The sequence below is a fragment of the Negativicoccus succinicivorans genome, assembly GCF_018372215.1.
Classification (GTDB): domain Bacteria; phylum Bacillota; class Negativicutes; order Veillonellales; family Negativicoccaceae; genus Negativicoccus.
The window spans coordinates 166,099-181,433 of record NZ_JAHAJN010000002.1 but is presented as its reverse complement, the minus strand read 5'-3'; the positions used below and the strand labels follow the sequence as shown (position 1 = coordinate 181,433).

The window sequence follows — 15,335 nt, the reverse complement described above, 5'->3', positions numbered from 1 at the left end:
CTCCATGATAGTTTGATTGCTCATTTGTTGCCTTGTTGCCAAGGACTTTTTGTAATTGACTCGGGTCTGTATATCAGACCCGCACATTGGCGTTAATTCACTGCATTGTTCAGTTTTCAAAGAACCGCGTCGCTTCATGCGACTTCACTTATAGTATCACGTTCCAACTTCGACTGTCAAGAATTTATTTTCGTTTCTGACCATTTTTTATCCGCTCGTTGACACAGCGTCTACATTGGGTTCGTGATACGCAAGCGAGATTTATTGTAGCATAGGAAAATGGTCTTGCCAATTGTTTTCCATTTTTTTGCGACATAATGTCGCGTTCGTATGCTTCTTTATTTATATATCCTTATATGCGTAATCGTAACCGTTTACAAGTTGTTGCCAAGCAGCAAAAAAGGAGCGCCGCGGCGCTCCTTTTACTGTGCGGGTATGTGCACGAATTATTTCGTTTGGTACATGCCGCTCGGTTCTTCGTTGATGTTGATCAAGATGCTCTTCACCTGAGTGTAGTGATCCAAGATCATGGCATGGGTTTCACGACCGATACCGGACTGTTTGTAGCCGCCGAACGGAGCGCCGGCCGGAATCTGGTTGTAGGTATTGACCCACATGCGGCCGGTTTCAATGCCGCGCGCCACACGGATGGCTTTGTTGATATTGGTGGTGAAGACGCCGCCGCCGAGGCCGTAAATGCTGTCGTTGGCCAAGCGGATGACTTCTTCTTCATCTTTAAATTTCTGTACCGCAACGACCGGTCCGAAGATTTCTTCCTGCGCGATCTTCATATCGTTGGTCACATCGGCAAAGATCGTCGGTTCGATGAAGAAACCTTTGTCGAGGCCGTCTTTGGTGATACGTTTACCGCCGGTCACAAGACGCGCGCCTTCTTCTTTACCGATTTCCACATATTTGAGCACTTTCTTGAGTTGATCTTCATAAATCAAAGCGCCCATCTGGGTATCCGCATCGAGCGGATTGCCGACTTTCACTTTCTTGAAGAGTTTCGCCAGACGTTCCACGAATTCATCGTAAATCGATTCCTGAACGAAAATACGCGAACCCGCACAGCAGACCTGACCCTGGTTGAAGAGGATGCCGAGCTGCGCACCGTCCATAGCGATGTCCCAGTCCATATCCTCGAAGAAAATGTTGGCCGATTTGCCGCCGAGTTCCAAGGTGGCCGGAATCATGTGCGAGCAGGCCGCTTCATATACGCCCTGACCGACAGCGGTCGAACCGGTAAACGCCAATTTATTGAAACCTTTATTTTGCAGCATGTATTCGCCCGCTTTGGAGCCGCTGCCGGTGATAATGTTCAGAACACCTTTCGGCAAAATGCCCGCTTCATCAATCAAGCGCGCCAATTCCAAGATGGAAAGCGAGGTGTGGCTCGACGGTTTCAAAACAACGGTGCAGCCCGCCGCCAACGCCGGCGCCAATTTCCACGCCGCCATCAGGAACGGGAAGTTCCACGGAATGATCTGACCGACGACGCCGATCGGTTCGCGAAGAATAAGGCTGAGCGTATTTTCGTCAAGCATAGTCGCCGCGCCTTCCCGACCGCGCAGCAGACCGCCGAAGTAACGGAAATGATCCGCCGCGAACGGAACATCCGCCGCCATCGTTTCACGGATCGGTTTACCGTTGTCAAGCGTTTCCACCGTTGCCAAATGTTCTTTATTGGCATCGATCAGATCCGCGATCGCCGTCAGTACCTGCTGACGTTCCTGCGGCGTGGTTTTTTTCCAGTTTTCAAACGCTTCCTGCGCCGCCACTACCGCTTTTTCCACATCCGCTTCGGTGGCTTCCGCGATGTGCGCCAATTCTTTACCGTCAATCGGACTGTGCACGGCAATCAGTTCTTGATCGCCGGCCGCGACCCATTCACCACCAATATAAAGATCGTATTTCTTTTGCAACTTTGCTTTCATCAATACCATCCTCTCTGCATGCTTACCTGTATTTCGAATTTTATCTATATGAGATAAAATGATTATACCACGTTCATTTTTAATATTCAAGCGTTTCGATATGCTAAAAACTATTTGCTTCCGCATTTTTTCATCATCCGCCATGTAAAAACGCCCCTCTGCGCGAGGGGCGTTTCGTATGTAGGGGAAAGCGAGTTTATGATTCGGACGCGGCGGTCGTGCCGGCGCCAAATGTTTCGGACGCTTCCACTTGCGCGCGGTAGCGCCGATGCGCTTCACTGCCGACGGAGAGCACGCTGTGCTTATGACCGTAGAATAAATAAATCAAAAGTCCCGCGAAAAGCCAGCCGCCAAACAGCATGAAGGTATGCACGGAAAGATTGCTGAAAATGTAGCCGCAGAAAACGATGCCCAATGTGGCCATCGGGTAAAGCGCCGGACAGCGGAACGGGCGCGGCAGTTCCGGATGCCGTTTCCGCAAGATCATGACGCCGAGCAACGAGCAAATAAACGCAAAGAGCGTGCCCGCGCTCGTCATTTCCGCGATGACATGAATCGGGGTAAGACCCGCCATGATGGCAACGAGCGTGCCGACGATCAACGTGACTTCCACCGGCGTGCCGGTTTTGGCGTTTACTTTGGAGAACGATTTCGGCAACAGTCCGTCACGGCTCATGGCAAAGAAAACACGGCTTTGCGCAAAGAGAAAGACTAAAATAACGGTCGAAAGGCCGCAAAGCGCGCCGGTACCGACCAGCGCCGAGCCGAACGAGTAGCCGAGATGGCGCAAGACGTAGGCGACCGGTTCCGCGTTATTCAAATCACTGTAAGGAACGACACCGGTCAAGACGGCGCTGACCGCGATGTAAAGCAAGGTGCAGATCAAGAGCGACGCGATGATGCCGATCGGCATGTCGCGATTCGGATTGTTCGTTTCTTCCGCCGCGGTAGCGATGCAGTCAAAACCGATGTACGAGAAGAAAATAACCGCCGTGCCCGCCGAGACGCCGTGCCAGCCGAAAGGCAACACCGGTACCCAGTTGGCGGGCTCCACACTCGGCGCCGCGAGGAAAAGGAAAATAAAAATCGCCGCGACTTTGATGAAGACGAGAATTTTATTGACGCGCGCGGATTCTTTTGTGCCGCGAATCAAAAGCAAGGTGATGATCCCGACAATGAGCATCGCCGGCAAATTGATCAGTCCGCCCTCCATCGGTCCCGCCGTAAGCGCCTGCGGTAAATGGAAACCGGTCGATTTCAACAAACCGGACAGGTACGCGCTCCATCCGACGGCGACTGTCGCCGAACCGACGGAATATTCCAAAATCAAACCCCAGCCGACGAGCCACGCGACGATTTCACCGAGCGTGCTGTATGTGTACGTGTACCCCGAACCCGCCACCGGCAAGGCCGCTGCCAGTTCCGAATAGGCGAGCGCGACGAACGCGCAGGTGATCCCCGCCAAAATAAAGGAAAGCATGATGCCCGGACCGGCGTAGTCTGCTGCGACCACACCCGTCAGCACGAAGATGCCCGTGCCGATAATGATACCTAGACCCAGCAAGGTGATGTCGATCGCGTTCAATCCTTTTTTCAGCGAACTCTGCGCTAAATTATGTTGAAACATTCCCAGCGACTTTTTGCGAAACAGCTCCATTTATTCTCCTCTTTCTTTTGCTAAAAACATTACGTTTTCTATACTATCACAAAAAATCTTCAAAAATACCGTGTATACGAAATGAACATATGTTGTATACTATTTGCGTTTTATGAATGATTAGTGTAACCTGATAAATTTCCGTGTTCGCGCTTTTATTCTTGCCAGTTTTGGGGTCAATTGCTACAATAAATAAATGAATGAAACTGTGAGGAGGACTTATGAATCATTTTTGGAAAGAAGTATGGGATTGGATTTATTCCATCATTGTGGCATTGGCGTTGGCCATGCTGATTCATATTTTTATTTTTGTGCCGACCCGCGTCGCCGGCGAATCGATGGTGCCGACGCTGCATAACGGTCAGTATTTATTAGTTTCCAAAATCAGCCACGTGCTGCGGGAGCTGCCCGACTACGGGCAAATCGTCATCATCGACAGCCGCACGCAACGGCCGCGCGATTGGGGTGATGATTTCGCGGAGCCTGCGTACAACTACATGTCGCTTGTGGATTCCTCGTACGCGGCGAATTACATTTGGGTCAAACGCGTCATCGCTCATCCGGGTGATCGTCTCGGTTTCCGCGACGGGCATGTTTACCGCAACGGCCGCGCGCTGAACGAACCGTACATCAACGAACCGATGAAATTTAACTTAGACGGTGAGTTTATCGTTCCCGAGGGCACCGTGTTCGTCATGGGCGACAACCGCAACCACTCCAGCGACAGCCGCTACATCGGCCCCGTACCGATTGGTCATATTTTAGGTAATGTGGTGTACGAATTTTAAGCAATAAAAAACACTCCGCACGGAGTGTTTTTTATTGTCTTATTTTACTTTCGTGATGATGAAACGTTGCGGCGACGTCGTCTCGTCCGCGACAAAATGACACGCGGGCGTGAGCGCGTGTACGTACGCGCGCAACCACAGCGCCCAAAGCGTCAACCATTCTTCCTGCGCGAGTTCGATGTCCCGCCAAATATCCTGCAAAAACGGCAACGGCATTTCCCAGGCGAAAAGCTCGTCACTCGCCGCCAATACGTTGACTTCCTGCGGCCACGTCGGGAGCCCCCACAGACTTTGCGTCAACGTCTGCGCCGCTTCTAGTGCCGTGTCGACCGACAGCGCCGAACGTCGCGCTTCCATCCCTTGCCGCTGGCCGTCGCGCGTCCAAATACCGGCGGTCAGTTCCGATGCCGGCGCCACCTCGAAATCATAGAGCGCCGCGATATATGCCGCCTCGCGCGTGAGCGCCGTGCGCACCACTGTCGCCAATGGCGTCAGATCGTCCGTATCAGCGGGCAACAGATCTTCCAAACGGTAGTCCGGCGTCTGCGGTTTGCCGTATTGTAAAACGGCCTCCGCGTACCGCCGATCCGCCTCCTGCCCGAAAACGCGGCGCGCCGCCGCGTGCAAACGCAGAAAGCGGCCGTCGCTCGCGGCCGCCTGCGCGTAAATAAGCGCTGCTCGATTGGTTTCCATCAGACCTCCTTGCGCAATTTACGATGAATTTGCGCCAAAAGATCGACTTCGCTGACAGACTGCTCCGCCGCGAGCGCGCCCAAGGTCGTGGACATTTCATCGGGCAACGAAATGCCGTATTCCTGCAGTACGCTCACCGTCTGCGGATACATGGTGAATAACTCCTGCAGCGGCGTCTCCCCCGTGATCAGTTCCTTGCCGAGTTTGTCGGCCAGGTATTCATTCATTTCGCCCATGATTTCAAAAATATCGAGGCCGTGCACCTGGCACGCTTCCCACAGACTTTCATCGTAGGAAATGACGCAGCCGATGCAATGCATGCCGTATTCCATAAACAGCGGACCCATCTCCGGATACACCGTCAGAATTTGCATCAAATTGTCATCCGGGCGCACGAAATCGCCGTGATGCAGCGTCCGCGCCGCCGGGCGTTCATCCCAGTCGGTCGGTGGCGCGGGATCATATGCGAGATTGTAAAAATCGCCCCCCGACGTGTATTCCGGCGGCAAGGCCGAAGCGTCCGTCAGCGGTTCGACGCCGAGCACTTCACGACGAAACGCGTCCAGCCCGATGCGTTCCACAAAATGCGGCAGCGTTTCAAACTTTTCCTGGTTCGTGTAAAAAGCGCCCGCGCGTTCCAAAATCCGCACCGCATCATCGGGCATGCTCACGAAACCGACAAAGACATTATCGCCGAGAAATACTTCCCAACCGTCTTCCATACCGACCGCGCGCAACGGCAACGGCGTCTCGATATCGCAGGTGACGACATCTCGCGGCCACTCCGCGTACGGCGACATGCCCGTCGCGATCAATAGCGGCGCGACTTCATCGGCGGCGATCCCCGCCAGCGTCACATCGCCGTTCGGCTGCAGAATGATGCTCGCCTGATACATTTTCGCCGCGTCTTCCGCCGTCTTCAAAAACGCCTTGCGTCCGTCGCCTTTGGTAGCGAAATGAACCGCCAGCGCATAGGTCATATTGCTCAACTCCACGTCACTCCTTCGTTTCGGCCGCAGTAATCACGCCGGCGCGTTCGAGCGCCGCCAGATTAATATGGCAGTAGCCCTGCGGATGTTTCTTTAAATAGTTTTGATGCTCCTCTTCCGCGGTATAAAAATTTTCCAACGGCAATAACTCCGTCTGTATTTTTTTACCGCCGCGAGCCGCCGTTGTTTCATGAATCGTCATCGGGCTCTCTTGGCCGCGTTGCCGCAAGCGGTTAAAATATTGCTCCAGCATTGACTCATCGGCGGGATCGGTATAGTACACGCCGGTCCGATATTGACTGCCTATGTCATTGCCCTGACGATTTTTACTGTACGGATCAATGACAGTGAAGAAAACGCCAAGAATGTCCGTCAACGCGATCTTTTGCGGATCATACGTTACCTTGACCGTTTCGGCCGCGCCGGTTGCATCCGTGCATACATCTTCATAGCTCGGCGCCGCCTGCTTGCTGTTGGCGTAGCCGACTTCCGTCGCGATCACTCCGGGCAACCGTGAAAACACTTCTTCCAGTCCCCAGAAGCATCCTCCCGCCAAGTAAATTTCCCGCATTGCGTCCTCCTTGTCCTTGCGTTCGGCTAAAATGCCGCGGCGACAAAAGATCGTCGACGGCATACCGTCGGCCGCTCAATACCACTCATTAATATACACGCGCTGCGCCGGATACAATCGATCCAGCAACGCGATCGCTTGCGCATCCCCCGTCAAACGCCCCGCGCGCGCCAAGGCGCCGGCCGTCAGCCGTCCGATGAGCATGACGCCGAGCGTGCCGATATCCGTCGTCACATCCGCCGCGTCTTGCGTCGGCTCGACGCGACTGCGACCGTTCGCCGCTGTTACGCGAACCGTTTCCGTCGCGCCCTCCGGCAATGTGACCGCGACATTCAGCGCGCCGGCGGTCGCCGCCGGAATTTGCGACCAAAACTTGGCCACATCCGCGATGCGAATCATCATGAACGGAAACGTTTCATTTTGCGTGTAAATATGTTCCGCGCCGTCCGGCCACTCCAGATAGGAAGCGTCATCCAGCGGGGCGAAACGCACCCAGTCTTTGAACTCGCCCGCCTGTTGACGAATGAATTGATACAACGCGCGATCGCCCGCCGCGGTCGGCGCGATCCATTCTCCGACCAGCAATGTTTCGTCTTGGCGCGAGAAAAATACATAACCGAGCGGTTGCGCTCCTTCATACGCGACTACCGCGTATCCTTCCGCCAGCTGGCCGCGCACCAGTCGCGCAAACGATTCCGTATCCCTCTCGGCGCAGCCGGAAACGCCCGCCATCGCCGCCCGATATAAATCGACAAGCGGTTGCACGGAACTTTCCCCCGCCAACCATTCGTAATGAATATCGCCCGTCGGTAACGCGTACGCCTGCGCGCGCGACTCAAACGCGCTCCGCCGCCGCCACTGGTGGCAATACAGCGACCAGCCGCGCGGGATATAAAAACCCGCCGCCGACGGCATCAAAATATTGGCGTAGCGTCCGAGACGATTGCCTTCTTCCAGCGCCGCCCGCAAAAGCGCACCGGCATAGCCGCGCCCGCGCGCCGCCGGATGCGTCGCCAGTCCCACGATATATGTCACCGGCACGGACGCGCCGCGAATCGAAAGCGTGTAGCGCCGCAAATGCAACGCCGCTGCAAGCCCCGTTTCCGTGGTGTATAAAAGCGTTTCCTCAGGACGGTAGCATTCCCGAAAATAAAATGGAAAAAACGGTTCCTCGCGTTTTTCAAAGTGGTAATCCCAGAGCGCCTCTACCGCCGCGCGGTCACGCTCTTGCGCCGTACGTATCATTCACCGAGCTCCCGCGCCAACGGCTTTTCACAAACGCCGTCGGCCAAATACACGTCATATTTTTCCGCGAAATGATCCGGATGGTAGCTTTCTTTCGCCTGCCGCAAACCATCGATCCCCATATCTTCCTCGCGGTTGATGAATTCGGTATCCGCCCAGGCGTGGCTGACGAATTCCTGATTGATGATTTGGAAACTGCCGCGCACATTCGGATTCGCTTTTTCAAAGTGAATAACCGCCAACTTCGGGTGAATATATTCACCGATCGAAAACGCGATGATCTTGCCGTAAATCCGAATCGCGCCGCCCTTCACGCCGAGCGCTTCCCAGTTGTCAAACACCCGTTCGATGCCGACCCGTTCCGCCGCCATATCTTCCGTCGTCTGGTGTTCGTCCAGCCATTCATCGGCCACCGCCAAGCATTCTTCTTTGTGCTCCGGTCCGAGATTCACATACTCGTAGCCCACATAATCCCGCCGAAACGCGTTCACGTGATTTTTCTTTTGCCGCAACGACTTGCCCGGCAGGTTAATTAAATCGCTTGTCTTATAAATGTATTCAAAATTATCGCGGTCGCGTTCATAGCGGTAGCAGTTCGGACACAGCTCTCGCATCCGTTCCACGACCCACGGTGAAACACCTTTCAAAAGAAACGGTAAATGTTGTTCCGCAAACCAGTCTTCGGCTTTGCGCAGTCCCCCCACAAAAGAATTGTTTTCGCCCGCGAACGGCGGTAATAAAAACTCGTGACCGTACCGACCCGCGCGAATAAACAGAACGTCGTCTTCGACCGCCCAGGCTAGGCGAAACGCGTCTTGCCAAATGAAAAGGGTACCGAAGGCGCATTCCGATTGTTCATAATGATGTTCACGGAAAAATCGATCTAAAATCGGTTTATCTTCGATGGCAAACGGTTGAAAATTAATGATGATTCACTCCTGTTCGTAGTCTCCTCAGTATTATCGATTTTTTTCTATTTACTATTTTAGCACAGCTCCAAGGACGTGTCACCTGCGACCGCGTCATGGTATAATGACCTCATTACAAAGGAGTCGTTATGGAATTTATCGCTTTTGATTTTGAAACAGCGACGCAGTCGCCCGCCAGCGCCTGCTCGCTCGCTGTCGTGCGTTTCACCGAAGACGGCGCGCAAGAAACTGTCGCGCATTTATTTCCGCCGCCGGAAATGAAATTTGACGATGACAATATCCGCATCCATCAGATTCGTCCCGCCGATGTCGCGGACCTGCCGACGTTAGCCGCCGTTTGGGAGGACTTCGCGCCGTATTTTGACGGCACCTTCTGCGTCGCGCACAATGCTAAATTCGACACGGAAGTTTTGCGCGCGTCACTTTCCTACTACGGACTGACGCTGCCCTCTTTTCAATACGGCGACACCGTCACGCTCGCGCGGCGCGTGTGGCCCGATCTGCCGTCGTACGCGCTAAATCGCGTCGGTGACTTCCTCGGTCTGACATTTCATCATCACCGCGCCGATGAAGACGCACTGATCTGCGGTGAAATCGTCCGTCACGCGTTGCGAGAAACAAAGCATACTGACGCCTTCGCCATGTTCCGAGAACTCGGTCTCGGCCCGCACGCTTTCTTAGGCGAAGCCGGCTGGTCGCAAGGCGCGCTATTCTGACCTTCTGCGCATACGCAAAGACAGTTTTGATGTATTTACGTAAATCGCATTTTTTGATAAGGAGTTTTTATGCCCACACCGACGCCGCTCGCGCGGTACACCTGGTCGTACGGTCAAGGGCACGCCACACTCAGCGCGTCCGAAAACGGTTTGATCGCTTTCACGCCGGCCGCGGCGCTCGCCGCGCGCGCGCATTGGGAAGCTCCCGCCGAACAATTTGATATCGCCGGTTGCGGTTTCGGCATCGAGCAGGCGACCAACTGGCTCGACACCGCGCTCTTGCAAATCGACGAATACCTCGCCGGTACGCGCCAACATTTCATCGTGCCCTTTGACCTTGCCGGCACCGAATTTGATCGGGCGGTCTGGCGCTTGCTGCAGGAAATTCCTTACGGCGAAACCGTCACCTACGGTCGCGTCGCGCAAGCGCTCGGTCGTCCCGGCGCCGCTCGCGCCGTCGCTAACGCCTGCGGCCGCAATCCCCTGCCGCTCTTCATCCCCTGCCACCGCGTCGTCGCGCAAAACGGGCCCGGCGGCTACCATGACAGCGAAGGCGTACAAACGAAATTATTTTTACTGCGCCATGAAGGCGTGCGCATATGAAAAGCATTTTCCGATATCGGAAAGTGCTTTTTTGCTTTTGGTTCTAGTATTTCTTTATATGCTAATACAATAAAAGCCACGGCTTTTTACCGTGGCTTTTCGTTTTCCCAAATCGCAAGGACTGTTTTTCTCCGCGATACGGTCATGATTTCGCGAATTATCTATGCCTCGCGAATTATTTTTTATGCGCGGCGGAAGCGACGGTGTCGAGTCCCTGATACATGCGGAAATATTCGACGAAGAGTTCGACGACGGTGCCGGCGTAACGCTTATCCTGCCAAACGAGCGCGGCGCGCCAGGCAAGGTCGGTGTCGACGAGCGGTCGATCGACGAGATTCGGATACAGTTGCGGCACGAATCGCCCGAGCGGTTCAGGCAGTAAGGTGACGCCGACATTCGCATCGGCAAAGGCCGCGAGCAAACTCCATTCATAGGCCTGAATGGCGATTTGCGGCCGCATTTCACGCGCCTGAAAATTACGAATAAGATTACGATACAAAGTGGTTTCATTCGTAAACGTACTGAGTTTGGTCGTGGCGAGATCCTCAATGGTAAGCGCCTCTTTGGACGCGAGCGGATGGTCTTTGTGCAAAAACGCATGTACTTCTTCGCGCGGCAAAAACAGCGTCTCATGATCGCCGTTAATCGTCGGAACGATGCAAAAACCGCAATGCACCGCACCGCTTTCCAGCAGTTCTTCCACGACCGCCGTCGGACGTTCGACGAGTTCGATGGCGAGATACGGATACGCGGCGGAAAAATCGCGCAGCAGTTCCGGCAGATAAATCGTGCCGACCATCGGCGCGACGCCGAGGACGATTTTTCCCTGACGGCGCAACTCCGGCGAGACGATATCCGCCTCCAGCCGATAGTATTGGTCGAGAAATTCTTCCACTTTCGGCAGGATGACTTCGCCCGCATCGGTCAGCGCGATCGTCTTACCCTGGCGATGAAAAAGTTGCACGCCCCAACGCTCTTCCAACGCGCGGATAGCTTTGGAAATCGACGGCTGACTGATGTGCAGACTTTGCGAGGCGCGCGTGAAAGATTTCCAGTGTGCGACTTCGCTGAAGTATTGTAAATGCAACAACTCCATGAGCTTCCCCTTTACTTTTACCGATGAAGAGAGTAGAATAAATCTGTTATTTTCTTTGGACTTAACAGGCCTTTGCGCCTCATTGTTCTTATTTTACTATATATTTACCATTTTAGGAGAATTTTATGTGGTGGTTTAGGGCCGCTTGGCAAATCGTCCTTTTGAGCGGCATTTTTTATTTGAGTGAACGAATCGTACGCACGATCGGCATGCCGGTACCCGGCGCGCTCTTGGGCATGGCGCTGCTGTTCATCGCGCTCCAATGCAAAATCGTGCGCCTGGAATGGGTGGAAGACGGCGCGGATCTTTTAATTCGCGATCTGCTGCTGTTTTTTATTCCACCGGCCGTCGGCATCATGCAGTATACCGATTTGTTCGGTGTGCTCGGCTCGAAATTGATCAGCGCGGTGGCGATCAGCATTCTGATCGTGCTGTGGATCATTTCGCTCTGCACGGTGCTGGTGATGCGCGCGCGACGTAAAGGATGGAAACGGTTATGATAGCGATTGTACTTTCCCTATGCGGGACGCTGGCGGCGTACTACCTGTTCAAGGCGTTGTACCTGCGCACGGGTTCGCTTTGGTTCATGCCGCTCGTCTTATGTCCGATCGCGATTGTCGCGTTGCTGCTTTTTGCGGGCGTGCCGTATGAGGAATACCGCGGCGGCGGTTCGATTCTGCAGTGGCTGTTGGGACCGGCGACGGTGGCATTCGCCGTACCGCTTTACCGGCAACAAAACTTAATCCGAAAATATCTGGCGGAGCTTTCGATTGTCGGCATCGTCGCGGCCATCACCGCGATCACGACGACGATGGGCATCGTGCATCTCTTCGGCGTGGATGAAAGCTACGTGCTGAGTCTCGCGCCGCGTTCCATCACAACGCCGTTGGCGATGAACGTCTCGGTGATGCTCGGCGGCAATGAAACGATCACGGCGGTGTTCGTCATTTTAACGGGTGTGATCGGCATGTTAATGACAGTTGCGATCATTCGGTTTTTGAATATTCATAATCCCTTACTGAAAGGTCTGCTCTTCGGCTTTACGGCGCACGGCACGGGCACGGCGCGCGCGTACGAAGAAAATGAAAAGGCCGGCGTCATGGCGTCGGTGGCGATGATTTTCATGGGTGTCATCACCGCCCTCATCGCGCCTTTTCTCGTTCCCTTACTCTTGCATATATTTTAAATTTTAACCGGCGCAAGCCGGTTTTTTATTTCCGCAAGCACATCCTATTTTATCTGAGAAATACAAACCGCTTAACGAATTGTGAACGATTTTATATTTCTTTTGTAAATTGTTCGATATTTATTGACAGTCTACCTTCCTACTGGTATTATGTGAAAGGGAAATAACAGAGAGCTCAAAAAAGTCCCCGCACTTTTTTGAGCTGTTTTTATGAGTAAGAAAGGAAGATTTCCTTGGCCGATTACGACGTGGTCATTATCGGCGCCGGACCCGCCGGAATTTTCACGGCGCTGGAACTGGCCGATACCGGACAAAAAGTCTTAATTCTGGAAAAAGGGCATGACATCGCCACGCGCGCGTCGCAAAACGCGGATCGCGCGACGCCGCTCGAAGAACGCCGCCGCAATATCGTTTGCGGCTGGGGCGGCGCCGGCGCGTTTTCCGACGGCAAGTTGACGCTGACGACGGAATACGGCGGCAACTTGGATGACTTCATGAGCAAGGCCGCCCTGCAAAAAGAGAGCGACCATGTCGATGCCGTATACAGTCAATACGGCGGGGCGGATCGCAAAGTCTACGGCGATGAGCACGCGGAAGCGATCGCGCAGCTGAAACGGCGCGCGGCCGCCGCCGATCTCGCGCTGATCCCGGCGCGCATTCGCCATCTCGGCACGGATGTCAACGTCGAAATCCTGAAGAACATGCGCGAAGCGCTCGCGGGTAAGGTCGATATCCGTTGCGATACGGAAGTGACCGAACTCGTGTTCGAAGGCGGACGCGTGCAAGGCGTCAAAGTCGGCGATGAATATATCGGCGCCAAGTACCTCGTCGCCGCGCCGGGGCGCGAAGGTTCGGAATGGTTCGTGACGCAGGCCAAGCATTACGGTCTCGAACTTTCGAGCAACGCCGTCGATATCGGCGTACGCGTCGAAACGCCCGCGGAAATCTTCCAACACATTACCGATATCGTTTACGAGTCGAAGTTCCTTTACTTCTCGCGCTCATTTGACGATCAGGTGCGCACCTTCTGCATGAATCCGAACGGCTTTGTCGTCACGGAAAACAACGGCGGCCTGTTAACGGTGAACGGACACAGTTACGCGCACAAAAAGAGTCCCAACACGAACTTCGCGCTGCTCGTTTCGAAGCGTTTCACGCAGCCGTTCAAAGAGCCGATCGCGTACGGTAAATCGATCGCTCGTCTCGCCAATCTTTTGGGCGACGGCCCGATCGTGCAGCGCCTCGGCGATCTACGTGACGGACGTCGTTCGACGCCCGAACGGATCCGCCGCGGTCTGGTCCATCCGACGATGCCGTCGGCGACGCCCGGCGATCTCTCGCTGGTACTGCCGTATCGTCATCTGGTCGATATTATGGAAATGTTTGAAGCACTGGATGCCGTCGCGCCCGGAGCAAATTCGCGACACACGCTGTTATACGGCGTGGAAGCGAAATTTTACTCCTCGCGTCTGCAATTATCCGATCAATTGGAAACGACTATTCCCAACTTTTTCGCCGCCGGTGACGGAGCCGGTATCACCCGCGGTCTGATTCAGGCATCTGTCGCCGGCGTCATCGTGGGTCGCGAGATCCGCCGTCGGGAAACCGAAGCCAAAGGAGGCCATTCGCATGATTGAACGTTATACGAAACCCGAAATGGGTAAAATTTGGACGGAAGAACACGAATTCCGCCGCATGCTCGATGTCGAAATTTACGCTTGTGAAGCGCAGGCGGAGTTAGGCGTCATTCCGAAAGAAGCCGTGAAAACGATTCGTGAAAAAGCGGATTTCAAAGTGGAACGCATTCATGAAATCGAAGCGGAAATCAACCATGACATTATTTCCTTTTTAACCGCCGTCGGCGAATTTGTCGGCGAAGATTCGAAATACATCCACATGGGTCTCACCTCGACGGATGTCAAGGACACCGCGCTCTGCTCAATGCTCTGCGACGCGACCGATCTTTTAATCAAAGACCTGGAAGCATTCCACGAAGTATTGCGCCGCCGCGCCGTCGAATTCAAATATACGGAAATGGTCGGCCGGACGCACGGCATTCACGCGGAACCGACCACATTCGGTCTGAAATTGCTCCTTTGGTACGATGAGACGGAACGCAATCTGCGTCGTCTGCGTACGGCGCGCGAAGAAATCGCCGTCGGTAAAATTTCCGGCGCGGTCGGAACCTACGCTAACGTCGATCCCTTCGTAGAAAAATACGTTTGCGAAAAATTGGGCCTCACGCCGTCTAAGATTTCGACGCAGGTGCTGCAGCGTGATCGCCACGCGGCCTACATCACGACGCTCGCCGTCATCGCCAGCTCCCTGGATAAATTCGCCACCGAAATCCGTAACCTGCAACGCACGGATATTCGTGAAGCGGAAGAATATTTCTCGCCGAAACAAAAAGGTTCGTCGGCCATGCCGCACAAACGTAACCCGATTACCTGCGAACGCGTCAGCGGTCTCGCGCGCGTCATGCGCGGTTACAGCATTCCGGCGCTCGAAGACGTGGCGCTGTGGCATGAACGCGATATCTCGCACTCCTCGGTCGAACGCGTCATCTTGGCCGACGCGACGATCACCTTGGATTACATGCTGCAGATTTTCACGCGCGTCGTCGATAAACTGCTCGTCTATCCGGATACCATGCGCGCCAACCTGAACAAAACCGGCGGTCTCATCTACAGCCAACGCGTGCTTTTGGCGCTTGTCGACAAAGGCGCGATGCGCGACGACGCGTACCGCTGGGTACAGCGCAACGCGATGAAACGTTGGCTGGAAGGGGAAGATTTCCTCGAAAATCTGTTGAAAGATGAAGATATCCGTCGCTATTTAAATGAAGATGAAATTCGCGCCCGTTTCGATCCGCACGCCATGCTGACGCACGTGGACGAGGTCTTCGCACGCTTCGGCTTATAAGAG

15 protein-coding genes are annotated in these 15,335 nt (G+C 54.3%); 7 read left to right on the top strand and 8 right to left on the bottom strand.

Annotated features, from left to right (window positions below):
- Positions 1-446 precede the first annotated feature (446 nt).
- Both KIB08_RS02305 and KIB08_RS02300 read right to left on the bottom strand, forming a co-directional pair.
- On the bottom strand, positions 447-1,937 hold the full coding sequence (locus KIB08_RS02305) for an aldehyde dehydrogenase family protein (protein ID WP_303989059.1): 1,491 nt from the start codon (positions 1,935-1,937) through the stop codon (positions 447-449).
- Between the two features lie 196 nt (positions 1,938-2,133).
- The gene (locus KIB08_RS02300) at positions 2,134-3,594 is read right to left on the bottom strand and encodes an amino acid permease (protein WP_303989056.1); all 1,461 of its coding nucleotides are present in this window, start codon (positions 3,592-3,594) and stop codon (positions 2,134-2,136) included.
- 221 nt (positions 3,595-3,815) lie between these two features.
- Here KIB08_RS02300 and lepB point away from each other — a divergent pair, with 221 nt between their 5' ends.
- On the top strand, positions 3,816-4,382 hold the full coding sequence (lepB, locus tag KIB08_RS02295; RefSeq protein ID WP_303989053.1) for a signal peptidase I: 567 nt from the start codon (positions 3,816-3,818) through the stop codon (positions 4,380-4,382).
- Between the two features lie 39 nt (positions 4,383-4,421).
- Here lepB and KIB08_RS02290 read toward each other — a convergent pair whose 3' ends face one another.
- The 5 genes from KIB08_RS02290 to KIB08_RS02270 all read right to left on the bottom strand — a co-directional run bounded on the left by KIB08_RS02290 (position 4,422) and on the right by KIB08_RS02270 (position 8,770).
- A complete protein-coding gene (locus KIB08_RS02290) occupies positions 4,422-5,075 on the bottom strand; it encodes a hypothetical protein (RefSeq protein WP_303989049.1) in 654 nt (217 codons plus the stop codon).
- The gene (locus KIB08_RS02285) at positions 5,075-6,070 is read right to left on the bottom strand and encodes a DUF1858 domain-containing protein (RefSeq protein ID WP_303989046.1); all 996 of its coding nucleotides are present in this window, start codon (positions 6,068-6,070) and stop codon (positions 5,075-5,077) included. Before KIB08_RS02285 ends, KIB08_RS02290 begins: the two co-directional genes overlap by 1 nt.
- Before the next feature lies 1 nt (position 6,071).
- Positions 6,072-6,635: a peptide-methionine (S)-S-oxide reductase MsrA gene (gene msrA, locus KIB08_RS02280; protein WP_303989043.1), complete on the bottom strand. Its 564-nt coding sequence runs from the start codon at positions 6,633-6,635 to the stop codon at positions 6,072-6,074.
- Positions 6,636-6,710: 75 nt separating this feature from the next.
- Complete coding sequence (locus KIB08_RS02275) at positions 6,711-7,880, bottom strand: GNAT family N-acetyltransferase (RefSeq protein WP_303989040.1); 1,170 nt, start codon at positions 7,878-7,880, stop codon at positions 6,711-6,713.
- Complete coding sequence (locus KIB08_RS02270) at positions 7,877-8,770, bottom strand: DUF2156 domain-containing protein (protein WP_368487378.1); 894 nt, start codon at positions 8,768-8,770, stop codon at positions 7,877-7,879. The genes KIB08_RS02275 and KIB08_RS02270 overlap by 4 nt, the downstream gene beginning before the upstream one ends.
- A gap of 167 nt (positions 8,771-8,937) precedes the next feature.
- Between KIB08_RS02270 and KIB08_RS02265 the strand changes: the two genes are divergently transcribed.
- Positions 8,938-9,525 carry a 3'-5' exonuclease gene (locus KIB08_RS02265; RefSeq protein WP_303989038.1) on the top strand — a complete coding sequence of 196 codons (588 nt, stop codon included), beginning with the start codon at positions 8,938-8,940 and terminating at the stop codon, positions 9,523-9,525.
- 69 nt (positions 9,526-9,594) lie between these two features.
- On the top strand, positions 9,595-10,128 hold the full coding sequence (locus KIB08_RS02260; protein ID WP_303989035.1) for a methylated-DNA--[protein]-cysteine S-methyltransferase: 534 nt from the start codon (positions 9,595-9,597) through the stop codon (positions 10,126-10,128).
- Positions 10,129-10,303: 175 nt separating this feature from the next.
- Here the strand turns inward: KIB08_RS02260 and KIB08_RS02255 are convergent, their stop codons facing one another.
- Positions 10,304-11,224: a LysR family transcriptional regulator gene (locus tag KIB08_RS02255; protein WP_303989032.1), complete on the bottom strand. Its 921-nt coding sequence runs from the start codon at positions 11,222-11,224 to the stop codon at positions 10,304-10,306.
- A 125-nt stretch (positions 11,225-11,349) separates the two neighbouring features.
- Here KIB08_RS02255 and KIB08_RS02250 point away from each other — a divergent pair, with 125 nt between their 5' ends.
- The 4 genes from KIB08_RS02250 to purB all read left to right on the top strand — a co-directional run bounded on the left by KIB08_RS02250 (position 11,350) and on the right by purB (position 15,332).
- A complete protein-coding gene (locus KIB08_RS02250; RefSeq protein ID WP_303989028.1) occupies positions 11,350-11,724 on the top strand; it encodes a CidA/LrgA family protein in 375 nt (124 codons plus the stop codon).
- On the top strand, positions 11,721-12,410 hold the full coding sequence (locus KIB08_RS02245) for an LrgB family protein (RefSeq protein ID WP_303989026.1): 690 nt from the start codon (positions 11,721-11,723) through the stop codon (positions 12,408-12,410). The genes KIB08_RS02250 and KIB08_RS02245 overlap by 4 nt, the downstream gene beginning before the upstream one ends.
- A gap of 233 nt (positions 12,411-12,643) precedes the next feature.
- Positions 12,644-14,047, top strand: a complete 1,404-nt coding sequence (locus tag KIB08_RS02240) for an NAD(P)/FAD-dependent oxidoreductase (RefSeq protein ID WP_303989024.1) — start codon at positions 12,644-12,646, stop codon at positions 14,045-14,047.
- Positions 14,040-15,332 (top strand): adenylosuccinate lyase, encoded by a 1,293-nt coding sequence (gene purB / locus KIB08_RS02235; protein ID WP_303989021.1) that lies wholly within the window; start codon positions 14,040-14,042, stop codon positions 15,330-15,332. The genes KIB08_RS02240 and purB overlap by 8 nt, the downstream gene beginning before the upstream one ends.
- Positions 15,333-15,335 lie beyond the last annotated feature (3 nt).